Annotated in this window: 24 protein-coding genes; 17 read left to right on the top strand and 7 right to left on the bottom strand. The window is 44.4% G+C overall.

What is annotated here, in order from left to right:
* Nucleotides 1-51 precede the first annotated feature (51 nt).
* The 3 genes from sbcD to KI743_RS17950 all read left to right on the top strand — a co-directional run bounded on the left by sbcD (nucleotide 52) and on the right by KI743_RS17950 (nucleotide 5,339).
* A complete protein-coding gene (gene sbcD / locus KI743_RS17940) occupies nucleotides 52-1,287 on the top strand; it encodes an exonuclease subunit SbcD (protein WP_285467545.1) in 1,236 nt (411 codons plus the stop codon).
* Nucleotides 1,288-1,293: 6 nt separating this feature from the next.
* A complete protein-coding gene (locus KI743_RS17945) occupies nucleotides 1,294-5,031 on the top strand; it encodes an AAA family ATPase (RefSeq protein ID WP_285467546.1) in 3,738 nt (1,245 codons plus the stop codon).
* Between the two features lie 158 nt (nucleotides 5,032-5,189).
* Nucleotides 5,190-5,339 (top strand): DUF2256 domain-containing protein, encoded by a 150-nt coding sequence (locus KI743_RS17950; RefSeq protein WP_285467547.1) that lies wholly within the window; start codon nucleotides 5,190-5,192, stop codon nucleotides 5,337-5,339.
* Nucleotide 5,340: 1 nt separating this feature from the next.
* Here the strand turns inward: KI743_RS17950 and KI743_RS17955 are convergent, their stop codons facing one another.
* The 4 genes from KI743_RS17955 to KI743_RS17970 form a co-directional block, all read right to left on the bottom strand.
* A complete protein-coding gene (locus KI743_RS17955) occupies nucleotides 5,341-6,063 on the bottom strand; it encodes an SDR family oxidoreductase (protein WP_285467549.1) in 723 nt (240 codons plus the stop codon).
* Entirely contained in the window at nucleotides 6,063-7,610 is a 1,548-nt protein-coding gene (locus tag KI743_RS17960; RefSeq protein ID WP_285467550.1) for a cryptochrome/photolyase family protein, read from the bottom strand. The genes KI743_RS17955 and KI743_RS17960 overlap by 1 nt, the downstream gene beginning before the upstream one ends.
* A 9-nt stretch (nucleotides 7,611-7,619) precedes the next feature.
* The gene (locus KI743_RS17965) at nucleotides 7,620-8,951 is read right to left on the bottom strand and encodes a DASH family cryptochrome (protein WP_285467551.1); all 1,332 of its coding nucleotides are present in this window, start codon (nucleotides 8,949-8,951) and stop codon (nucleotides 7,620-7,622) included.
* Nucleotides 8,952-9,144: 193 nt separating this feature from the next.
* Nucleotides 9,145-9,567 carry a universal stress protein gene (locus KI743_RS17970; RefSeq protein ID WP_285467552.1) on the bottom strand — a complete coding sequence of 141 codons (423 nt, stop codon included), beginning with the start codon at nucleotides 9,565-9,567 and terminating at the stop codon, nucleotides 9,145-9,147.
* Nucleotides 9,568-9,892: 325 nt separating this feature from the next.
* On the opposite strand from KI743_RS17970, the gene KI743_RS17975 reads away from it, so the two are divergent.
* The 6 genes from KI743_RS17975 to KI743_RS18000 all read left to right on the top strand — a co-directional run bounded on the left by KI743_RS17975 (nucleotide 9,893) and on the right by KI743_RS18000 (nucleotide 12,429).
* Nucleotides 9,893-10,279 carry an STAS/SEC14 domain-containing protein gene (locus KI743_RS17975; RefSeq protein WP_285467553.1) on the top strand — a complete coding sequence of 129 codons (387 nt, stop codon included), beginning with the start codon at nucleotides 9,893-9,895 and terminating at the stop codon, nucleotides 10,277-10,279.
* Nucleotides 10,280-10,445: 166 nt separating this feature from the next.
* Nucleotides 10,446-10,607, top strand: coding sequence for a hypothetical protein (locus KI743_RS17980; protein WP_032548941.1), 162 nt, complete (start codon nucleotides 10,446-10,448; stop codon nucleotides 10,605-10,607).
* A gap of 42 nt (nucleotides 10,608-10,649) precedes the next feature.
* Nucleotides 10,650-11,279, top strand: coding sequence for a type B chloramphenicol O-acetyltransferase (gene catB, locus KI743_RS17985; RefSeq protein WP_285467554.1), 630 nt, complete (start codon nucleotides 10,650-10,652; stop codon nucleotides 11,277-11,279).
* A 70-nt stretch (nucleotides 11,280-11,349) separates the two neighbouring features.
* The gene (locus tag KI743_RS17990) at nucleotides 11,350-11,598 is read left to right on the top strand and encodes a Rho-binding antiterminator (RefSeq protein WP_032548944.1); all 249 of its coding nucleotides are present in this window, start codon (nucleotides 11,350-11,352) and stop codon (nucleotides 11,596-11,598) included.
* Nucleotides 11,599-11,707: 109 nt separating this feature from the next.
* Entirely contained in the window at nucleotides 11,708-11,941 is a 234-nt protein-coding gene (locus KI743_RS17995; RefSeq protein WP_032548945.1) for a hypothetical protein, read from the top strand.
* A 38-nt stretch (nucleotides 11,942-11,979) separates the two neighbouring features.
* Nucleotides 11,980-12,429 carry a GyrI-like domain-containing protein gene (locus KI743_RS18000; RefSeq protein ID WP_285467563.1) on the top strand — a complete coding sequence of 150 codons (450 nt, stop codon included), beginning with the start codon at nucleotides 11,980-11,982 and terminating at the stop codon, nucleotides 12,427-12,429.
* Between the two features lie 46 nt (nucleotides 12,430-12,475).
* On the opposite strand, the gene KI743_RS18005 is transcribed toward KI743_RS18000, so the two are convergent.
* On the bottom strand, nucleotides 12,476-13,168 hold the full coding sequence (locus KI743_RS18005; RefSeq protein WP_285467564.1) for a glutathione S-transferase: 693 nt from the start codon (nucleotides 13,166-13,168) through the stop codon (nucleotides 12,476-12,478).
* Nucleotides 13,169-13,260: 92 nt separating this feature from the next.
* On the opposite strand from KI743_RS18005, the gene KI743_RS18010 reads away from it, so the two are divergent.
* Nucleotides 13,261-15,540: a peptidase U32 family protein gene (locus KI743_RS18010; protein WP_285467565.1), complete on the top strand. Its 2,280-nt coding sequence runs from the start codon at nucleotides 13,261-13,263 to the stop codon at nucleotides 15,538-15,540.
* Nucleotides 15,541-15,611: 71 nt separating this feature from the next.
* On the opposite strand, the gene KI743_RS18015 is transcribed toward KI743_RS18010, so the two are convergent.
* Nucleotides 15,612-16,076 (bottom strand): thioesterase family protein, encoded by a 465-nt coding sequence (locus KI743_RS18015; RefSeq protein WP_150872559.1) that lies wholly within the window; start codon nucleotides 16,074-16,076, stop codon nucleotides 15,612-15,614.
* A gap of 148 nt (nucleotides 16,077-16,224) precedes the next feature.
* Nucleotides 16,225-18,030 carry an ABC transporter ATP-binding protein/permease gene (locus tag KI743_RS18020; RefSeq protein WP_285467568.1) on the bottom strand — a complete coding sequence of 602 codons (1,806 nt, stop codon included), beginning with the start codon at nucleotides 18,028-18,030 and terminating at the stop codon, nucleotides 16,225-16,227.
* 461 nt (nucleotides 18,031-18,491) lie between these two features.
* On the opposite strand from KI743_RS18020, the gene artP reads away from it, so the two are divergent.
* The 7 genes from artP (at nucleotide 18,492) to KI743_RS18055 (ending at nucleotide 23,232) form a co-directional block, all read left to right on the top strand.
* Complete coding sequence (gene artP / locus KI743_RS18025; protein WP_150872530.1) at nucleotides 18,492-19,220, top strand: arginine ABC transporter ATP-binding protein ArtP; 729 nt, start codon at nucleotides 18,492-18,494, stop codon at nucleotides 19,218-19,220.
* Between the two features lie 104 nt (nucleotides 19,221-19,324).
* Nucleotides 19,325-20,056 (top strand): lysine/arginine/ornithine ABC transporter substrate-binding protein, encoded by a 732-nt coding sequence (locus KI743_RS18030; protein WP_285467570.1) that lies wholly within the window; start codon nucleotides 19,325-19,327, stop codon nucleotides 20,054-20,056.
* A 1-nt stretch (nucleotide 20,057) separates the two neighbouring features.
* Nucleotides 20,058-20,744 (top strand): arginine ABC transporter permease ArtQ, encoded by a 687-nt coding sequence (gene artQ, locus KI743_RS18035; protein ID WP_285400914.1) that lies wholly within the window; start codon nucleotides 20,058-20,060, stop codon nucleotides 20,742-20,744.
* A complete protein-coding gene (gene artM / locus KI743_RS18040) occupies nucleotides 20,741-21,409 on the top strand; it encodes an arginine ABC transporter permease ArtM (RefSeq protein WP_285467572.1) in 669 nt (222 codons plus the stop codon). Before artQ ends, artM begins: the two co-directional genes overlap by 4 nt.
* A 305-nt stretch (nucleotides 21,410-21,714) precedes the next feature.
* Nucleotides 21,715-22,086 (top strand): zf-TFIIB domain-containing protein, encoded by a 372-nt coding sequence (locus tag KI743_RS18045; protein ID WP_306416905.1) that lies wholly within the window; start codon nucleotides 21,715-21,717, stop codon nucleotides 22,084-22,086.
* Nucleotides 22,087-22,184: 98 nt separating this feature from the next.
* Nucleotides 22,185-22,718, top strand: coding sequence for a DUF6817 domain-containing protein (locus KI743_RS18050; RefSeq protein ID WP_285467576.1), 534 nt, complete (start codon nucleotides 22,185-22,187; stop codon nucleotides 22,716-22,718).
* Nucleotides 22,719-22,728: 10 nt separating this feature from the next.
* Nucleotides 22,729-23,232 carry a GNAT family N-acetyltransferase gene (locus KI743_RS18055; RefSeq protein WP_285467578.1) on the top strand — a complete coding sequence of 168 codons (504 nt, stop codon included), beginning with the start codon at nucleotides 22,729-22,731 and terminating at the stop codon, nucleotides 23,230-23,232.
* Nucleotides 23,233-23,301: the final 69 nt, after the last annotated feature.

Genomic DNA, 23,301 nt, shown 5'->3' on the forward strand with positions numbered 1-23,301 from the left:
CCGGAGCGATTTTGATAGATTAGGAACATTCGATCCCCGTAGCGAGACACCATGAAAATCCTTCACACGTCAGATTGGCATCTTGGCCAAAATTTCTATAACAAGAGTCGTAAAAACGAACACCAAAAGTTTTTAGATTGGCTACTTCAACAAGTTGTTGAGCAGAGCATTGATGCCATTATCGTTGCGGGCGATATCTTCGATACCAGCACACCACCAAGCTATGCGCGCGAGATGTACAACAAGTTCGTCGTAGATTGCAGCAAGTTAAATTGCCAACTGGTGCTGCTTGGCGGGAACCATGACTCTGTGTCAGTACTTAAAGAGACACAGCAACTGCTCAAGTACATGGGAACCGATGTGATTCCCAACACCAATGACGACTACCCAACACAAGTGCTTCCATTGAAAGGTAAGTCTGGAGAGGTTGAAGTCTTGGTTTGCGCAATTCCATTTATTCGCCCACGTGACGTACTGACTAGCCAAGCTGGTGTTTCTGGTGTCGAGAGGCAGAAACAGCTGGGTGACGCCATTAAGCAGCACTATGCAAGTGTTTACCAAACGGCCGTTGCGGAGCGTGAAAATTACGAGAATGCGAGCGAAATTCCTATTGTCGCAACGGGGCACTTAACCGCTATGGGTGTGCAACAGTCTGACTCAGTTCGTGACATCTATGTGGGTAATTTAGATGGCTTTGCCGCAGATGGCTTTCCACCAGCCGATTACATCGCACTGGGCCATATCCATCGACCACAAATCGTGGCGAAGCAAGATCATATCCGTTACTGCGGCTCTCCAATTCCACTCAGCTTTGATGAGCTGAAATCAACCAAACAGGTATGTATTGTTGAGTTCGAACAAGGTCAACGTGCGATTTCCCAATTGAATGTTCCAACCTTTCAGCCACTTGCCGAGATTAAAGGCGATCTTGAAAGCATTGAGACACAGTTAAACCAATATATTGGTCTCGATGGCGATCAGAGTGTATGGCTGTCGATAGAAGTACAAACGCAGGATTACCTATCTGATCTTCAAGAGCGTATTTCGCGTCTGACGCAAGAACTCAATGTAGAGGTACTGCAATTACGAAGAGCTCGAGAGAAGCGTAACCAGACTTTGAATCAAGAATCGGCAGAAACACTATCAGAACTTAGCCCAATGGACGTGTTTGAAAAACGTATCGCACTGGAAGAGTTTGAAACTGAATCAGAAAAAGCGCGTCTAGAGCGCATGACCGTGACGTTCAAACAAGTGATGACAGAAGTGAATGACGGAGAGAGTGAGTAAACCGCTATGAAAATCTTATCGCTAGAATTTGAGAACTTAAACTCACTCAAAGGTCGTTGGAAGCTGGATTTCACCCAATCTCCTTTTGCTGAAAACGGATTGTTCGCCATTACCGGGCCAACGGGCGCGGGTAAAACCACCATTTTGGATGCGATCTGTTTGGCCTTGTTCCATCGAACGCCTCGTCTAAAGAGTATCGCGAAAGGCAATAACGAGATCATGACGCGTGGTACGGGCGAGTGTTTTGCCGAGATTGAGTTTGAAGTGAAGGGGAAAACTTACCGTTCCAACTTCCATCAGAAACGAGCTCGCAATAAACATGATGGCGCACTCCAAACACCCACTTGCGAGTTTGCTGATGCGGACACCAATAAGGTATTAGAAACTCAGCTCAGTAAGAAGATCAAACTGGTTGAGTCAACGACAGGTCTCGATTTTTCTCGTTTCACTAAGTCTATTCTGCTTTCCCAAGGCGAGTTTGCGGCGTTCTTAAATGCCAATGCGAATGATCGTGCTGAACTGTTAGAAGAGCTGACGGGTACTGAAATCTACAGCCTGATCTCAGAGCGTATCTATGAGCATTACAAATCCAGTGAAGAAGGGCTAAACCAGCTTAAAGCGAAAGCCGAAGGTGTAAACCTATTAACCGCTGAGCAAGTTGAAGAGCTGTCTCAAAACAAGTCGAGTTTAGAAATCGATTTAAAGCAGTTCGACCAAGAGCTGAAAGGTTGGTCAGAACATTTGGCTTGGTGGCGAGAACTCAACAAAGCCAAGCTATCACTTGAAAACAGTGAAAGTGAGCTGAAATCTGCTCAAACTGAAATCGAAGCTAACAGTCACAAGTTAGAGCAGTTGGCGAAAAGTGAGCCTGCAGAGAAGCTTCGACCGCTGCATAAAGATCTTCATCGCGTGCAGCATGAGGTAGCGTCGTTAAATACTCAACTGGATGATGCCAACAAACAGCTTGAAGCGGGTAATCAAGAGAAGCTTCAAACAGAAACGGCGCTCAATGCGCAAACAGAGACAACAAACCAACTTCGCAAAGAACAAACCGAGCTTGTGGCAACTATCGAAAAAGTGCGTCCACTGGATCAGCAAGTCGCTTTGCTCAATGAAAAACTAGCCACGCAGAAGCAATCGCAATCTGTTCTTAAAGCGGAACAAGAGACCAAACAGTCTTTGATTCAAACCGCGGAAAAATCACTCGAAGAGTTGAAAGGCAAAGAGAAAGCGTTGGCCGAGTACTTATCGACTCACGAAAACAGCAAATCCCTCGACCGCTATTTGGGTCAGTGGCAAAGCAACGTTGCTCAAATCCGAACGCTTGAACAACAGCAAACTGAGCAGCAAAAGCGAGTGGAACGTCTTGCTAATGAAATTAGCATTCAAGAGCAACAAGCTAAGCAGCTGACTGAAGATCAGCAAAAGAATACTCAAGAGTTGTCAGCGTTAACGGCGGCAGAACAAGCCGCCAAAGCATTATGGGAGCAATCTCAGCAGATCCACAGTGAAGAGCAGTTAAATGGCTTGAAACACATTTTAGACGCGTGGAACCGACAAACTCATGCATTAACTGATGTTCAACGTCGTTACTTATCGGCGACCGAGCAAGCACAAGTTAAGCGTATCGAGTTGAAACGCAAGACATCTGAAAACTCAGAGCTTACAAAGAAACGTGAAGTCTTGGTTGAGCGCTACAAAGAGAAAGAGCAGTCGCTTGAACGTTTGAAGACCTTGATTGCTCAAGAGGGTGAACTCGCTAAGTATCGCGCAATGTTAGAGCCCGGTTCTGAATGTCCATTGTGTGGTTCAACGGATCACTCGGTTGAACAATCTCAAGATGTGAGCGCGTTGCTTCAGCAGCAAACCCAAGAATCAGAGGCGTTGGCGCTGGTAAAAAAAGAGGGACAGGATCTTCGTCAGAAACTGGATTCTCTGGGACCAATTTTGAATCACCTTGAAGGTGAAATTAAAAAACTGACTTCGGATGCGGAGCAGGCTAAGCAGTCTTGGGCGCTGTTGGTAGAGAAGTTCACTCAAACGGGTGCAAGTAGTTCATACGGGAACGCACAATTAGATAACAGCGCACCATTGATGGAGTGGGTTGTTACTCGAGATCAGATTGCAGATAAAGATGCCGTCGCCATGTTTGTTGATCGTTGTGAGTATGAGCTGAATAAAGTCACTCAACTTCAACAGCAACAAATGCAAACTAAAGCAGATTACCAATCGGCAGAGAAGCAGCGTATCAATCTTGAGCTAGCGTTGAAAGATGCGCTTAACAAAGTTGAAGCACTATCAGTGCGTGTTGCAGACCTGAAGAAACAGCGTGCCGATGCAGAAGAGCAAACTGCTCAATTGAAACAAACTCAGTTATCGCAGTGGCAGAGCTTACAACAAAGCATTACCGACACTGGCAACAGCGCACCCGAGTTGGAGAGCATTGATCAATGGCTTGAAGTAAAAAGTGCGGCGTCGCAAGAGTGGCAAACAAACTACCAGCAGAAAGCCGAACTGGATAAAACGCTGATCGCTCAGCAAGAGAAGCATCAGTCTCTGGCAGCTTCCTTGGGTGAACAAACCAGCAAGCTAGAACAGCTTGAGAAAGATCTTGGAATGACCTCGGATGATCTTGCTAAGGTCCAGCAGGAGCGTCAAGCATTGTTTGGCGACAAGCAGATTCAACAGCAAGAGCAGTTGATGAACGCTCGAATGGAAGAAGCCACAAAAGAGCTTGAGACTCTGAAAGCGGCATTCAACCGTTGTGAGCTGACACTGCGAGAGTGGCAAACTAAACAAGCTGCGTTTTCGAAAGAGCTTACTGGTAAGCAGAGTGATTTGACTAAGACTAATGAATCATGGACCCAAGCGTTAGCAGCAAGTCCTTTTGAGTCTGAAACCGATTTTGAACAAGCATTACTGGATGAGCAGCTTCGAGCCGATCTTGTTACTCTTAAACAGAGGCTGGATAACGCGATTGTGAGTAGTTCAGCTAAACTTAAAGCCGCTATGCAAAGTGTTGATGAGCTGCTTGAAAACGTCAACGCAACGAAATGGCAACAGCTTGAAATTGAGCAAGTGGAGCAACAAGTCTCCGATTGCCAGCAACAGCAGCAATCGACAGCGAGCCAAATTGGTGCGATTAACGCAAACCTAGAGATGGACAAGAAGAGTCGCGAGAATCAACAACACTTGTTCAATGAGATTGATGAGAAACAGCAAGCGTTTGATGATATCTCGCAATTGAACTCATTGATTGGTTCGAAGAATGGCGACAAGTTTAGAAAGTTCGCACAGGGGCTAACCCTTGAGAACCTTGTTTACCTTGCCAATAAGCAGTTGCAGCGCCTGCATGGTCGTTATGAGTTAAAACGCAAAGCGGAAGACGGACTAGAGCTGCAAGTGCTGGATACGTGGCAGGGCGATGTGGTTCGTGATACCAAAACGCTCTCTGGTGGTGAAAGCTTCTTGGTGAGTCTGGCTTTGGCATTAGCACTGTCTGACTTGGTGAGCCATAAAACCAGTATTGATTCGCTGTTCCTTGATGAAGGCTTCGGTACTCTGGACAGTGACACATTAGATATTGCTCTCAATGCGCTCGATAACTTGAATGCGTCTGGCAAGATGATCGGTGTGATTAGTCACGTCGAGGCGCTAAAAGAGCGAGTACCCGTCCAGCTTAAAATCACTAAGCATTCGGGCTTGGGTGTCAGTGAGATGAGCAAAGAATTTAAGGTCGCTTAACTAGTTGCAGCTAGTAACTCGTAATTAACAGCTAGTAAGTACGAAGGGGCAGTGAATTTGTCCCTTTTCAGTTGTTTTTTCGCTATTTCAACAGTATTTCAAACCCTTAGCGACTGTTGAGCGTATAGCTTCTAACAACCTCAAGTTAGAGACATACCATGCGAAAGAAACGCGATCTTCCCATTAAACTCTGTCCAGTGTGTTTGCGTCCATTCACGTGGCGCAAGAAGTGGGAAAAGTGTTGGGAAGAAGTGCAATATTGCTCAGAACGTTGCCGCCGCAACAAAGGCAGCATCCACAAGCTGTAAATTACCAAGGCAGCTCTCCTCCGTTGTATGCGAAGAAGCGACCGCTCTCTTCTGGCGTTGATCTTTCAATAATATTCAATAATTGGCGCGCTACATCGTTAGCGTCGAACAGTTTGCCTTCAGGAACATTAGTCTGAAATGGCTTGGAGAGTGGGGTATCGGTCGTTCCCGGATGCAAAGAAAGGATCGTTGCTCTCTTGGCGACACGACTCCACTCGATGGAGATGGACTTAATCAGCATGTTAAGTGCCGCCTTAGAAGAGCGATAACTGTACCAACCACCTAAACGGTTATCACTGATGCTGCCAACCTTGGCTGAAATCGTCGCGAGCTTACCTGCAGGCGAACGTTTCAATAGAGAGGTAAAATGCTTTGCAAGTAGCAATGTCGGAAGCGCATTAGTCGTCATGTTCTCTAAGAAAAACTCTGGGTCGATGGTGTTTAAGCTTTTCTCTGGACTTTGAGTTGCTGTATGAAGTATGCCAACACAATTGACCACCCAATCCAAAGAACTGAAGTGAGATGCCAGCTGTTGTACGTCTGATTCTTTAGTGATGTCGACCTTATGCCATGTGACATTATCGAGAGAGAAGTCTGGCTTGCCATTGCAGAAAGTCGTATGGATGTTGGCTGTGGGCGCGATTGCTTGCAACTGCTTGACCATCGCTTTGCCTATACCGCCAGAGCCTCCAATCACCAACACGGTTTTGATAGCGTTTTCCATTACAAATCCTCCAAATGTTCAAGGTATTTTTCTGCACGTTGTAGCGTATTATCTTGCTCTTGTTCGTCCATGTTGTCCCAAGAGCGGTAGATCATCCCCATTCGCGGATTTCGAGTAAGTTGCTCTCGGTGCTTAGTCATGAAACGCCAATACAAACTGTTGAACGGACAGGCATCTTCATCACTTCTCGACTTCACGTTGTAGTGACAACCCTTGCAGTAATCACTCATCTTATTAATGTAAGCGCCACTTGCTGCATAGGGCTTAGTTCCAACAATTCCCCCATCAGCAAACAGAGCCATACCGCGTGTGTTTGGCATTTCTACCCATTCGATGGCGTCGATGTAGATGCCGAGGTACCACTCATCCACTTGGTCTGGATTAAGTTCAGTGAGCAGACTGAAGTTACCGGTCACCATAAGTCTTTGAATGTGATGAGCATAAGCAAACTCGTGTGACTGCTTGATCGCTTGCTTCATGCACTGCATTTTGGTGTCACTGTCCCAAAAATAGTGAGGTAGATTGCGATCCGCTTGAAAGTGATTGATGGTTTTGTAGCGCGGCATGTTGGCCCAGTAAACCGCGCGAATGTACTCCCGCCAACCGAGAATTTGACGCACGAATCCTTCCACCTGAGAAATATCGATGTTTGCGTTACTGTGGTAAGCAGCAAATGCCGCATCAATGGTTTCTTGGGGCGTAATCAGTTTGCTGTTTAAGCTGAAAGACAGACGACTGTGGTACAAGCTCCAACGAGAAGTATGATCTTTGGTCATTGCGTCTTGAAAGCGACCGAACAGCGGTAGGCAGGTATGGCAAAAGTGCGCTAGTAGAGACAAACTTTGGGCACGATTAATCGGCCATAACAGTCTTGTTTGATCGATTTCGCCGATGGTTTGTACATTGTGTCTGTCCATTCGCTCCACAATGTCGCTCACGTCATTAGCAAACATCAAAGGTGAGGGCAGTGCTTCGATATCTTTTGGTTTGAGTTTGTTTCTGTTGTTGCCATCGTAGTTCCACTTGCCACCCACAGGTTTACCGTCGTCCATTAACACAGAAAAGCGCTTGCGCATTCGGCGATAGAAATGTTCCATCATGATGTGCTTACCTGCTGGAAATTGCGGCTCAATCTCGTCAAATGGCAGCAAGAAGTGTTCAGTGCAGGTGCAGTGTTTTACCGCTTTCGGTAGTTTGAGTTGAGCTAATTGGCCCAGTAGTCGGTACTCATCGGGGCGTTGATACTCGAATTTGTCAGCGTCAAACTCTGTTGTGTAGTGTTCTATCAACTCATTTAGAGATGGAAACTGTTTGGTATCATCCAATGTCAGGTGCAGCACCTCATGCCCTTCATCTTTGAGCTCTGAAGCAAAAGCCGCCATTGCACTAAAAAACGCAGCGACTTTTTGCCTGTGATGATTGACGTAACCTGTTTCCTGATGGAGCTCCGCGATGATGTATAAGACATTGGAGTCACGATTAGAGAACCAAGAGTGCTGAATATTAAGTTGATCACCCAGTATTAGGCGTACAGTGTTGAATTTCATTCTCTAATCCTATTTAGCAATCTGGTGCAGTTCGTTAGTGGTCGACCAACGTTGGATAAACTTATGTTGCGGGTCGTACATTTGCGTCTGCTTTTCAAGATCAAAGTGACGAGTCTGCTGCCCATTCATGCCTGCAATGTAAGACCAGTTTCCCCAGTTAGACGCGACATCGTAATCGACCAACTGAGTTTCAAAATAGGCTGCGCCCCAACGCCAATCGCAACCTAACTCGTAGATAAGGCAACTCGCTGCTAGTTGTCTGCCCCGGTTTGACATATACCCAGTGGCATTCAGCTCTCGCATACAAGCATCGACAATAGGGTAGTTGGTGTTACCCACTTTCCATCGATTGAAAGTTACCTTGGCTTCGGTACTTAAACCGTGAGTGTCTTGTGGGTTAGTAAATACTGCACTTCCTGTAACTCTGGCACGCCAATAGAAATATTCACGCCATAGAAGTTCAAACTGAATCCAGTACGTTGATTCGTTGGATCCGTACTGGTCTTCATATTGGCGTAGTGTGCTGACAATCGTCTTTGGTGATAAACAACCCAATGCCAACCAAGGTGAGAACTTGGTTGAGTGACTCATACCATCAAGTGCGTTTCTTGTCTGTTTGTAGTGGCTAGCATAAGAGTGTCGGAAATAGTCTGAAATGTGTGCGATCCCCGCATTTTCGCCACCTTCAAAAATCGGCGCACCTGATTGACTTGATGGGTACGAAGCCTGATTCGTTTCCGATATTTTTACAGCAGAAATATTCGGATTGCTGTTTATGGTATTTTCTAGTGCATTTGAAATTCTAGGAAGCAAAGGTGCGGGACTATGCTCTGTGATGTTTAACAGCGCGCTGTCTGCCTCAATCAATTTACGAAAGCGAGTAAATGATTTGGGAAGCTTGTTTAGATCGAAAGGTAGATCAGCTTTGTCTAGCAGTGTGCTGTTGTTGGTAGAGATAACCTTTGTGTTAGGTAATGACTCCTGCACTTCTCGTATTAGTTCGGATTCATCACTGCCGGGATGTTGATTACAATAAATGTTGCTCACTTGGCAGGTTTCTATCAACTGAATTAAGTCGTCTGCTTCGCTGGAGTGCATTCTAAATAAGCTTTGATTTTGGACTTCGAATCGTTTTGCGAGATCCTCAATAGATTGTTGCCAGAACAATAGCCTCTGTTCCCCAATTTGGTCTTCACCAGAGTGATGTTGAACGAAAGGAGAGATTTGGATAGGAATAACGACGCCGATCAGTTCATCAACTTGGTCACACGCCAGTGCTAAAAGCTCGTTGTGCGTGAAGCGTAAGTCGTTAGTGAAATAGTAAAGGCCAATTTTTCTCATCACTGTGGTTCTCTTGATTGGGAGCTCGTGAATAGATAACTAGCGATAATTACGGTTTGCTAAAGGGGATCGATCAGGTAAGCATGTTAAAAGAACTAGAAAAATCAAAGGGGAAGGGAAACCTACCGAGTGCGACTTTGATTGAAGCAGAAGCGCGATGCTCGGTAGGATTTTAAGTTACTTCACGTAACTACTACTCGATTGGTACCACTAAAATATCAACCGGTGACTTATCAATAAGCTGTTTGGAGTGTGAGATGATTTTGCTCCAAAAGTCATGGTGGTGACCACAAATCAAAAAGTCGACTTGGTTAGCAGCGACGGTCTCTTTCAGTTTATCCGTCAAATCACCAGTACCCATAAACAGGTGCTTGATGTTGTGCTCAGAGTACGCTTCGAAATCTCTTAACCGTTTAACGGCATCTTCATTAAATGGGAGTTCGCCAGTGTGCTGCTTAATATCCACCAGCTCAGGGTATATCTCACCATGTGTTCCATCGATATAAACGAAAGAAAGATCGGCATCGAGTTTGTTGGCAAAAAATGTCGCTCTATCAATTAAGATGTTTGTGTCTTGTGACAGCTCAATCGCGACGAGTATGTGTTTGTATTCCATAGCTCACCTCTCTTATCTAGGGTCTATAAATAGCATAGAATCTCACCAACAAAATTCCTTCGAACGGATCTCATATTAAACATAATGCTCATATCTATTTGTTCTAAAGGAAGAACTTTCTATTACGCTGATAGTTCACTCAGCGTTGCCTGAATATCAATGAATTAAGAATTACACCGGTTTATACCAGCGCTTAAATATCTTGCAAATATGAGAACAAAAACCGACCGATTACTGGTTTTTTGCCACTGGCTCTCAATAAGTATTCAACTGATATCGTAAGCTATTAGGTAGATTTTGAAGACTAACGAGAGAGGAATGCATTATGAATAATGATCGCCATGGAATATCCGTTGGAGTAGAGCGAATCGACCATGAATATGTCCTGATGTTCAAAGCAACAGGCCATCTGACCCACCAAGATTATCTCGCCTTAACCCCGAAATTAGAGTCGGCACTGAAAACCGTCGGTTCTGAAAACATTAAAATGGTTGCTGATATTAAAGAGCTGAACGGCTGGGATATCCGCGCCGCATGGGACGACTTAAAACTGGGTATCAAGCTTAGAACCAATCTAGGCCGAGTTGCAATATACGGTGATAAGGGCTGGCAAGAGCTCGCATCCAAAGTGGGTAGCTTGTTTATCGCGGGTGAAGTTAAACAATTCACGGAATATGACGATGCGATCGACTGGGTAACAGCGACAACCTAATTAATCTTTTCTTTCTATTTTGATTTTCAATGCGTTGTCTCGATTTTCGGCATACAATTCAGGCAACGCATGCATTTGACTATTAGTTCAAGTGTAAATCTATAACTGGATACGAATCCCTGTTGAAACATTCGCGGGCATCATTAGTATCTTGCCGAGAATTACCATGAGAAAAATCTACGTGACTGAAGGCGATATCAACGCCAAGAAACAAAAAGATGCCTATCCAAAACGCGTGTTGTGTGAGCAGTGTGTATCCTCTTTTATCGTCATCAGTGAAGGCGACAGAACCTACCAAGCTTGTGACAGTTGTGGCGATGATTCGTAACGCTGATTTTTAATTTATTCTTCCATTAAGTAGAAGCTACCTTTGAATAACTATTTTGAAAGTCCCTTTGCGGGCAAGCCTCTTAAAGACCAAGTGACTAATCCGAACATCATTGTTGGTGAACACAGCTACTATTCTGGTTATTACCACAATCACAGTTTCGACGATTGTGCCCGTTACCTTACGCCCGATAGAGACGATGTCGATAAATTAATCATTGGCAGCTACTGCTCGATTGGCTCTGGTGCCGTTTTTATGATGGCGGGCAACCAAGGTCATCAAAATCAGTGGGTGAGTACATTTCCATTTTTCTACCAAGATGATGAAAAATTCGAAGGAGCGCTCGACGGCTTCGAACGTTCTGGAGACACTGTGATTGGTAATGATGTCTGGATAGGCACAGAGGCGATGATCATGAGCGGTGTAAAGGTTGGCGATGGGGCTATTATCGCTAGCCGCGCAGTCGTAACCAAAGATGTTGAGCCATACTCAATTGTCGGTTCTAATCCAGCGCGTCATATCCGCTATCGTTTTAGTGAAACTGAAATTGCGCAGTTGCTAGAAATGAAATGGTGGGAATGGAATGAAGAGCAAATTAAAGGCGCTATGGAGTGGTTGTGCTCTTCAGATATTCAAGGCTTGTATCAATACTGGAAACGCATCACAAAATAGATATTCCACTGATTGCTTAGTATGGCGTCTGGCTTTAACTTTGAACCTAACATCTTGAAAGGTAAATATTATGATGAGTTGCAGCGATTATGATTACATCGAAATTGTCTGTATGTATCGCTACCCGATAGCTATTACTCTGGCGTCTGGTGTTCAACTTGAGTGTATTGCAAGGGACACTAAAAGAGACGAGCAAAAAAGAGAATGCATACAAGTCGATAATCAAGGTGAACTACAACTCATTGTTCTGGATGAACTCAGAACCCTCGAAGTTTTGGTGGACAACCCGCACTTTACGAAAGTGACGTTTAACGGATAGCTAATGAGCAAGCAAGGTTACTAATAGACGAATACTAGACTGGGCAAGGAAGCGAACTGGTGAGCCTTTTGTGTTAATCCCAATGTTTTGCTAACACTAGGAGTTTACTATGCCAATGAGTCAAGAAGTCTGTTATTGCCCATCATGCCAAGCCCGTACGCAACATGTGGTGGTGCTAGTTCGAAAACCGAGCCCTTACGAAAGCTCTCCAAATAGAACCCAAAAAGAGTTTTTTTCTGGGTTTGTAAAGAGCATATTCTTAGGGGCTTTCATCGCGTCAATGGATGAGTTTTCTAGGCACGTTATTTGTGAGAAGTGCGGCAACAAAACTGTTGAGGAATGATCAACTACCTACATACAAGCGAATCAATAGGGAACACAATGAAAGTTCAAATCATCGACGCAGTGGAATTATCGGGTTTTAAAGTGAGAACCACTAATGAAAATGAGATGTCTTTAGAAACTGCAAAGATTGCAGGACTGTGGCAGACGTTTTCGACGCAAGGTGGGCCGCATTTGACTGAGAAGTCACAAGTGTTTGGTGTTTATACAAACTATCAATCTGACTATACCGGTGAATTCGATGTGCTCGCTTGCAGTGATGAGGCTGCGATGGCGGGTTTAGAGCAAACATCTTACGTTCAAATTGAAGCGGGTAAATACCTCACCTTTGAAGCTCAGGGAGAAATGCCTCAAGCGGTTATCGAACTATGGGGTGAGGTTTGGGGCTATTTCACACAGGCAGATTGCCCACATACTCGTCGTTACACGTCTGACTTTGAACGATACATCGGTGAAGATAGAGTCGAAATTTCGATAGCTATTGAGTGATTTAGTCATTAAATAGTTGTGAGTGCTTTAAGTCGCCCTGGTAACTTTAATCGGAAGAACCAAATACCATGTTTTGCTTACTCTCGTTCCAAAGTGGGTAAGCTTTCATGGTTTTGCTATACAGAGCGCTATCTAAAATGCTTCTTAACCAAGTTTGGACGCCAATGTAATGAGATTGGTTAAACCATTTTTTCTCTACACGCGCAAACTGACTAATAAAAGGAACTATTGCATAATCAGCAACACTTGGTGTATCGCCAAATAGATAGCTCTTTTTCGGATAACCACTCCCTTGCTTCAGTCTCGCCTCAAGCTTAGTAAGAAATTCCTCACACAACGCCCTGCGATCTACGAGATCATCATTGTGATAACGAACTGCCGCACGATATTGCTCCAAATGTCCAATAAAGGTGTTGTCGTTCTCTTCAATCAATTCAAAGACATCGCGATGAACTTCGTCACCGGATTTTCGAAGTAGATTTTGTGGGTCGTTCAGTTCCAACGCCCACACCATAACTTGCAAGCTTTGCTCAATAACCTTTCCATCGGGTAATACTAATACTGGGACTGTACCTTTTGGTGAGCATTCCAGCAGTTCCTTTGGCTTATCCTTAGTGACAATCTCACGGATTAAGACTTGTTGATTTGCAAGGAGAATTCCTAGCCTAGCGCGCATTGCATAAGGGCAGCGACGGAGTGAATAAAGGATAGGCAAGTCATGAAGAGTCTTTGTTGTCATTAGGTTTAAAAGTTGCTGTGCGGTGGTAAAGGGTTGGTGTTGTGGGTAGAATACGCGGCTTAAAAATTATAAGTAAGTGAGCGACTTCAAAAATGAGCAGAAAAATTGAGTTATTAGCCCCAGGTGGCGATGTAGAGGCGATTAAAGCAGCTATCGTAGCAGGAGCTAATGCGGTCTACTGTGGGCTGGGTACATTCAATGCCCGTAACCGCGCCTCGAATTTATCTTTAGACGAGCTGAACGGCATTATTCGTCTTGCTCATGAGTACGGTTGTCAGATCTTTCTGACCCTGAATGTCGTGTTACTTGAGAGCGAAATAAAGAACATTAGTAAGCTTTTAAATCAGCTTGTGAACACCAAGGTTGATGGCATCATTGTCCAAGACTTGGGTCTGTTTGATCTGGTGAAGAAATACTTTCCCACGATAGATGTTCACGCTTCTACCCAGCTAACTACGCACAACGAAGGTCAAATCAAGTTCTTGGCTAAGATTGGTGCGTCACGCGTGAACTTATCGCGTGAATTGAACCTGCCTGAGATTAAGGAACTTACTCAAGTTGCGCATGACCACGATGTTCTAACAGAAGTCTTTGTTCATGGTGCTCTATGTATCGCGTTTTCTGGTCAGTGTTACTCAAGCTCGGTGAGTGTCGGTAACTCAGGTAACCGCGGTCGCTGTTCACAGGCGTGTCGTGATGAATACGAGATTACTGATGCAGGTAACCGTTACCCACTTAATCTGAAAGACAACTCTGCTTACTTTGATTTACCGGAACTGGTCGATGCCCAGGTTGATTCGTTGAAAGTTGAAGGCCGTATCAAGGGTGCTCACTATGTTTATACAGTAATCGATACATGGCGTAAGCAGATCGACAGCTTTATCGAGAGTGGCGATCTGATAGGTGACGATTCAAACCTACACAAGGTATTTAACCGTGACTTCACCAACTCTTTCTTGAAAGGTAACTTAACGAAAGACATGTTCATCGATAACCCGCGTGATAACAGTAAAAATTACGCGGTAGAGCAGGCTGCAAAGCAGGTTCAACAGTTTGATCCGAATGCTGAAGATGCAATCTCAGTTGTTCAAATCGAAGATGTCAGCAAAGACCTTCATGCAGCGAAAGATGTGTTGGGCGACGAGATGCGCAGCAAAATTCAGTATCTGGATATCCGCAAAACACCAATCAAACTTTCGTTCAGTGCCTGTGAAGGTGAGCCTCTAGTGGTTTCAGTTATTTCTGACAAAGAGAACTTTGAAGTGAAGTCTAAATCTGTATTGATTGCAGATGGTGAGAAAACACTGACCAAGGAAATCTTAGAGAAACGCTTCAAATCACTTCGCAGCGGTATTCACTCACTTGAAGGTTATGATTTTGAGCAGTTCAATGAAGGTCTATTTGTCTCTTTGAAAGAGCTAACTCAGCTAAAAGAGGAGATCGACTTTATCCTGAATGGTTCTGTAGACGTTGTTAAGAATGTTGATGTTCCAGCTTTACCTAAGTTTGGCAAAGTAAACGAGACGCCGACCCTGTCTATGTTGATTGCTGACACTGCCGATCTGCACCTTTGTGATGTGACGGATGCGGACATCTACTTCAAGCTGCCTGAGAGCTACAAAAAGCGCAACAACAAGTACATTGATATCTTGTCTGAGAACCCACGCTTGATCCCCTGGTTCCCAGCTGTACTGATTGGCAAAGATTACATTGAAGCAATACGTATTCTTGAAACCGTTAAGCCGAAACGAATTGTTACCAACAACACAGGTATCGCTTACAAGGCTTATGAGATGGGTATTGAGTGGGTGGCTGGCCCATTCATGAACACGACCAACTCGCACGCTTTGTACACGCTAAAGGAGCAATTGAACTGTTCGGGTGCTTTCCTTTCAAATGAGCTGAACAAAGGTCAACTGCGTCACGTTCGTCGCCCTGAAGGCTTCAAGCTTTACTACAGCATCTATCACCCAATTTTGATGATGACCAGCCGTCAGTGTTTCTTCCAAAGAACAGTTGGCTGTAACAAACCAGCTATTGAAGATGGTTGTATGCTGCGTTGTGAGAAAGCAACTACGATTACCAATGTGAAAGGCACCTCGTTTGCGGTGGATAAGCAGAAGGGCGGCTACCCAAGCATTTATAACCATGAGCAGTTCTTAAACCAAGATGCGGTTGCGGATCTCTCAAACCTGTTTGACGAGTTCTTTATCGACTTAACTGACATCGGTTCGGGGTCAAAAGAGAAAGCGGACAAGGTGGAGCTGATTAAGCAATTTGAAGCGCTAGTAACGGGTGACCAAGCTGCAACAGACAACTTAAATCACTTAGTGCAGATCAGAACCAACAACCAGTACGTTCAAGGGTTGTAATCCGACACACTCTGAAATGACAAAGGCCACTCAATCGAGTGGCCTTTGTTGATTCTTTAAAATGTATCTAGTTATTCAGCGACTGTTTCTTGCTTAAAGCATGGGCTTTTAAGTGTGCTCATCTTCTGAATTTCATTGAGCAGTCGAACAGAGAGTAGTGCTTTTTGATTGGATGCAAAGTCAAACATAACGATAGTGGCTGTGCCGATGGTGGTGACTTTCTGCTGCGCCTTACTGACGATAGCGTATTCCATTGTGAAACGGTCGTCTTGAACTTCTGTCACTTTTGAACCGACTAATAATGTGTCAGGGTAGGTGACTGGGCGGAAATACTTACAGTAAGTATCACCGAGTACTGGACCAACTTTGGTTACAGCCATCTCTTCCATCAGTTCAACGTGCTTGAAAAAGTCTAAGCGAGCGGTTTCAAAATAGCGAAAGTAGACCGCGTTGTTCACGTGATTGAGTGCGTCCATCTCTCCCCAAGCCACGGGGATTTCAGTGATTACAGGGTATTCAGATAATAGTGCTTCCATGCAGACTCTCTTATTGTGGTTAGAATGATCTTTGAGAAATCATGAGTTATTGGAATAAAAACACTATCGCCATTTTAACATTGCTGCAACATTGAAAATGGCGAGCTGTGACTTGTGACCGATGAACAAATACTCATCAAGCCCTGAGCTATCCGCGGACGTGTTTAAACTGTAACTCCACCAGTCTCTGATAAAGTTCGCAGCTCTGCATGAGCGAGTCGTGATTGCCCAGATCGACTAGCTTACCTTGGTCAAGCACGGCAATTTGATCGGCGTGTTTGATGGTAGAAAGTCGGTGGGCGATGATGAGTGTAGTTCGACCTTTCATAAGTTCTTCAAGAGCTTGCTGAACATGGTGCTCACTTTCACTATCAAGTGCGCTGGTGGCCTCGTCTAATAATAAAATATTCGGATCCTTTAGGATCGCACGAGCTATCGCGATACGTTGGCGTTGTCCTCCAGATAAGCGGACACCGCGCTCACCTAAAAAGCTGTTGTAGCCTTCAGGTAGCGACATAATAAAGTCGTGAGCATGGGCTTTCTTCGCGGCTGCAATAACTTCTTCATCGGTCGCACTAGGATTCCCGTAACGAATATTGTGGAACACATCGTGGCTAAATAATGCAGGTTGTTGTGGTACTAATGCCATTTGTGAACGTAGCTCATTAGGGTCAAACTGATGAAGAGGCACGCCACCAAGTGTAACGCTGCCAACTTGTGGGTCGTAGAATCGTTGTAGTAGTTCGAACAAGGTTGTTTTACCGGCACCGGAAGGTCCAACGAGCGCCAATACTTTTCCTTCTTCCGCTGTCATCGTGAGAGCCGTCGTAGCTGGATCATCTGGGCGAGAAGGGTAGCTAAAGGTGACATCATCGAAAGCCACTTCCGCCGCTAATCCTTTGGTTGTTTGAGGATGACTAACAGGCGCAACAATATGACTCTCAACATGCAAAATCTCTATCAGCCTTTCAGTTGCACCTGCTGCACGTTGAAGTTCACCCATCACCTCTGAGATGGTGCCAAGCGATGAGGCGACCATGATTGCGTAAAACACAAATGCGCCCAAATCACCTGCCGACATAGTGCCATTGATCACATCACTACCACCAACCCAAAGCATTCCTGAGATAGCACTGAACACAATCAAAATCACGCCAGAGATTAGAATCGCACGCTGTTTAACGCGTTGACGACCAATTTCGTAAGCTTTCTCTACTTCCTTACCAAATGAAGCGATCTCTTGTTGCTCGTGACTATAGCTTTGAACGGTTTTAATGTGCTCAATTGCTTCACCAGCATAAGAGCCGACATCGGCCATTGAATCTTGGCTCTGGCGTGAAAGAGCTCTTACGCGTCGGCCATAAACCAGAATTGGTACCAGAACAAAGGGAACGGAGGCCAATACGATTAGGGTGAGTTTAATATTGGTCGCAAACAGCATGATCACAGCGCCAATACACATCAACGCGCTGCGCATCGCCATTGAGAACGATGAGCCGATAATGCTCTGTAGTAGGGTAGTGTCAGTAGTGATACGCGACATAATGTCACCACTGCCGTTGGTTTCAAAATAGCTAGGATGCAGTGAGACCACATGCTTGAACACCGCTAAACGTATATCGGCACTGACACGCTCACCAACCGATGACACTAAGTAAAATCGGAAGAAGGTCCCGACAGAGATCAAACCAATGATCACCAACATAAATTGAATCGCGTTCCCAAGCTCATCGGTTGAGCGTTGGGTAAAACCTTGGTCAATAAGAATACGTACACCATGACCGACCGTGAGCGTGAGACTTGCGGTAAAAATCAGAGCTATCAGTGCAATTGCCACTTTACCTCGGTATGGCTTAATGAACTGGAAGAGCTCAAGTAGGATCTTTAGGCTCTTTTTTGTTTGTTCTGGTGACGGTGTGGTTTGCTCTTCAAGCGTTGAAGCAGAGTCGGACATTAGACTACCTTAGTATTGATTGATAACCCATTAGAGCACGTTATCGCTGGTTGTAATGTGCGATACAAGCTGATCTTGGGGATTACTACTTCTCTAACTATATGACTCACCGCGTTTATTTTAAACCGTCTCACACCTGATTAAGTGGTTACTCATAACTCTTTCCGAGTTGATTTCTCCAATATTTATTCACCGAATGTCTCTATTTTTCTTAACGCAAAAGGATCGTCATTATCAAAGCCTTGTTTTATAAAACTGCGTTCAAACGTTTGCTAATTTAATCGCCTTGCTTCTAATTCAATGAGATAGATTCGAAACTTATACGACCAGATAAATAGCCTACATTTTGCGCAATATTTGTTACAAAAATTCAACAAAGTAAATTTTTATACATTTTTCTTGCATAAAAAGTCTGAGTGAATAGAATAACCAACAAATGACAATTAATGCAGTATTTTGGCATGAGTATTCAAGTAAAGAGCATCAACAAATCGTACGGCGACACCCAAGTTCTTCACGATATTTCGTTCAATTGCGAAAGCGGTGAAACACTGGTTTTACTTGGCCCAAGTGGCGCGGGTAAAAGCTCGTTGCTTCGTGTATTAAACCTGTTGGAAATTGCAGACGATGGCCAACTAGAGATTGCTAGTGAGTCATTTGATTTTTCAAGCTCAATCCCAGAGAAACAGGGTCTGCAACTTCGTCGTAAAGTTGGAATGGTTTTCCAACAATACAACCTTTGGCCACACATGACGGTGATTGAAAACCTGATTGAAGCGCCAGTCAAAGTTGCAGGAATGGACAAGCAAGAGGCGATTGCTCAAGCGAAGAAAGTACTAGAAACACTGCAACTAGCTGACAAAGCCGACGCATGGCCGTTAAAACTTTCAGGTGGTCAACAACAACGTGTCGCGATTGCACGTGCCTTGATGATGAAGCCAGACGTGCTGCTGTTTGATGAACCAACTGCAGCGCTCGACCCTGAAATCACCAACCAAGTTGTCAGCATTATTAAAGAGTTAAGCGGAACCGGCATCACTCAAGTAGTAGTCACTCATGAAGTAGACTTTGCGAAAAAGATTGCTAGCCATGTTCTCTACCTGGAAAAAGGGTACATCGTAGAGCACGGAACGAGCGATGCGTTTATCAATCCTCAGACACCAGAGTTTGCTGAATATCTCACTCATTAAATCTACCCCAAAAGCCAGATTTAGCTAAAACACAACATAGATTAAAACAATCCAATTATAAGAATGGCCACAGGCCGTAATTACGCAGTATTCGGAGTATTAAAATGAAAAAGATTCTACTAGCTTCACTTATCGGCCTTGCTTCTTTCAACGCAGCAGCGCAGCAAGAGATCAAATTCGCAATGGAAGCGACTTACGCACCATTCGAGTTCATGGATGAAAATAACCAAATCCAAGGTTTCGACGTTGACCTAGCAAATGCGTTATGTGATGAGATGAAAGCGAAGTGTACTTTCCACAACCAAGCATTTGATAGCCTGATCCCTGCACTTAAATTCAAGCGTTACGACGCGGCAATTTCGGCGATGGATATTACTGATGCTCGTCTAAAGCAGGTGAACTTCTCTAACGCTTACTACGATAACTCTGCTGCGTTCATTTCTATCGAGGGTAAAGTTGCTGACCAGGCTGCACTAGAAGGCAAGCGTGTTGGCGTTCAAAACGGTTCAACACACCAAAGCTACCTACTAGAGCAGATGACTGGCGTCACTGCAGTACCTTACTCAAGCTACCAAGATGCATTCATCGACATGAAAAACGGTCGTATCGATTCAGTATTTGGTGACACAGCGGTTGTGGCTGAATGGTTTAAAAAGCAAGACAACCTAACGTACGTTGGTGATCAAGTAACGAACCAAGAGTACTTCGGCAATGGCTTTGGTATCGCAGTAAACAAGAGCAACCAAGAGCTAGTTGACCAATTAAACGTAGCGCTAGCAGCTGTGAAAGCGAACGGCGAATACGACGAAATCTTCAACAAGTACTTCGGTAAGTAATATGGAATTAACGGGTTACTCTCTAGGGCTCGTCGAAGCAAGCTGGATGACCATTCAGCTTGCATTTGTCAGCCTATTAGTCGGATTAGTTTTAGCAGTACTGTTTGCAAGTGGAGAGATGTCTCGACGCATCGCAATTAAATGGCCAACAACGGCGTTTGTAACCATGGTTCGTGGTTTGCCAGAGATCTTAGTCGTGTTGTTTATCTACTTTGGCTCGACTCAAGTACTGTTTATGGTCACTGGCGATTTCGTTGAGGTGAGCCCGTTTTTATCTGGTGTTGTTGCACTGTCACTTATTTTTGCATCGTACGCTTCTCAGACTTTGCGTGGTGCATTAAAAGCCGTTAGCAAAGGGCAGAGAGAAGCAGCAAGCGCACTGGGCATTCCTCAATCGCACGCTTTCTTCAAGATTGTTCTTCCGCAAGCGGTAAGACATGCACTGCCGGGTTTAACTAACCAGTGGCTAGTTCTTCTGAAAGACACGGCGTTGGTATCACTAATCGGTGTGACCGATTTATTGAAACAAGCACAGCTAACTTCAGCGGCAACACACGAAGCATTTACATGGTACGCAACCGCAGCAGCTATTTACTTAGTGATCACTCTAGTAACGCAAAGAGCAGTAAAAGTGATTGACGCGAAATACTCAATCCAAGGTTTAGGTGCGAAAGGAGCGATGGCATGAATGAACAATATTTCTCTCAAATGCTTGAAGGCCTATTGACCAGTATTCAACTGACTGGCGCATCGCTGCTTGTTGGCTGTATCTTGTCGCTATTGATGACCGTTACTTTGGTGTTAAGGCTTCCAGCTATCCATTGGCTAACTCGTGGCATCATTACCTTATTTACTGGTACGCCTCTTTTAGTACAGATTTTTTTGGTATATTACGGCCCAGGTCAGTTTGATTGGATTCGTGAAAGCTTTATGTGGACTTGGCTAAGTCAGCCATGGTTCTGTGCAATGTTGGCTCTCGCTCTGAACACTGCGGCATACAGCACACTGCTATTTAAGGGCGCATTCAATGCGATTCCAGCAGGGCAGTGGGAAGCTTGTCGAGCGCTAGGTATGGACAAAGTGGCAACGCTTAAAGTGCTACTTCCTTATGCACTTCGCCGCGCGGTTCCAGCTTACTCAAACGAAGTGATTTTGGTATTCAAAGGCACGTCACTCGCGAGCACCATCACCATCATGGACTTAATGGGCTACGCACAGCGTATCAATGGACAAACCTACGACACACTAACTGTGTTCGGCATCGCAGGCGCATTCTACCTAGGCGTAAATGGACTACTAACGCTGATTTTCCGTCAAGTAGAGAAGAAGGCACTCGCATTCGAAGCTGCTTAACACGGCTCATTACAATCGATACCAATTCTTAAGCCCGCGATCCTGAGAAGGATCGCGGGCTTTTTGCATTTTATTTACTCTTAACTAGATACCGCTCAACTGACTATCCCTAAGAGTATCTCCTTACCTAAATAATCCACATTTTGTGACCAAGTCAAAAGATGGGTGATTTAAGTTACTGAAAATAATCGAGATATGATGGTATTGTGTTATCCATATGAAACGGAGAGAGTTATTCAGTGGTGAAATACTGAATTGTTCTCGAAGAAATAACATAAGGAAAATTTGATATGCAAGGTAAGAAGATGGAATGTCCAAAATGTAGCTCCGATTTTGAGCAACTGCAGACACCATTTGGTGATGTCGAAAGATGCGTAGACTGCAAAGGTTTATGGATTGACCGATGTGAAGTTGAATCAATGAAACCTTTAGCAGATGTTATCGATGATGGTGACGAAGAGGTAGGTAAGGCATTTAATGCAGTAGATCGTATTAGCTGTCCTGTTTGTCCAAATAACAAGTTACTGCGTTTAGTCGATCCTCAACAACCTCATATCTGGTTCGAGAGTTGCCCAACATGTAAAGGTCGCTTCTACGATGCGGGTGAATTCAAAGACTTGGCGACACTCGATTTATCAGACTTTTTTAAGAAGTTTGGCCTTGAAGAGCGCGTCTAGAATTTAAAAAGCATGTTATTCCGGCGCTGAGAGTTACGTTTAGCGTCATATTAACGGTCGGAATACTAGTGCCTCCAAATCTAGAGGAAATTTGATTTATGGATAAATTCAAGATGCTTCAGATGTTGGGAGCGGGTGATTTTCAGCATCTCAACGGATCATTAGAAGCACATTTAAAAGGAACTGAAGAAGTTCTGAGAAGTTGGGGTAGTAGTGAACTACTTCAAACCGCGGGTTTATTTCATGCCGCTTACGGCACCGCGGGTTTCGATGAAAATATGGTCTCGTTAAACCAACGCCAAGAGATAGCTCGTGTTATCGGTATCGATGAAGAGGCTTTGGTTTATTTATACTGCTCTTGCGATAGAGATTATGTTTTTCCACAATTTGGCAAAGTGTCAAATGTCCAATTTAAAGACAGATTTACGGAAACTACCTTTCAACTTGAACCTAAGACAGCGAAGCTATTTTGTGAACTGACCGTCGCTAATGAGCTCGAGCTTGTATATGGCAGTGATGATTTTAAATCGAAATACGGTGCTGAGTTGTTGGAGTTGTTCCAAGGTATGGATAGTTACTTAAGCGTTGAAGCTAGAAGGGCATATAGGTCAGCATTGTCGAGTTTTGCATAAGGATAATTACATGGAAGTAGTAGAAGCGAGTATTGGTTTATCGCCATTGATGGAAAGTTATGCCAAGGAGTGCTCTGAATCGGGAATTCCCAGATACCAAGATGTAGAAAAGGATCCAGAAGGATACCTTTCAGACATCATCAAGCGTGAAAAAGACACTACAGGATTGCCAGAGGGCTATTTACTCAGTAAAACTTACTACTGTGTATCAGATAATCAAATCTTGGGTGCGATTCGAGTAAGACAAGGTACCAATGACTATGTAGAAAACGTAATTGGGCATATTGGCTACGAAACAAGGCCTACAGCTCGAGGAAAAGGAGTGGCTCCCTTTCTATTGGCGTGGGCTCGAGACAACGCCATCATGGAGTCGGCGATAGTCACGTGTTCAGTTGATAACCCAGCTTCTCAAAAAGTGATTGAGAAGTGTGGTGGCGAATATCTTGGCAGTTATACCGCTGAAATAGAAGGAACGGTTAGACGCTATCGTATCAATCGAGCCAAGTTTCTCTAATCGAAATGAATCAAGAGTCGTGGCATTTAGCTTTGTATCCAATATGTTTTTATGGACTACTGCATCACA

The sequence above is a fragment of the Vibrio sp. D420a genome (assembly GCF_030248625.1).
GTDB lineage: Bacteria > Pseudomonadota > Gammaproteobacteria > Enterobacterales > Vibrionaceae > Vibrio > Vibrio fortis_A.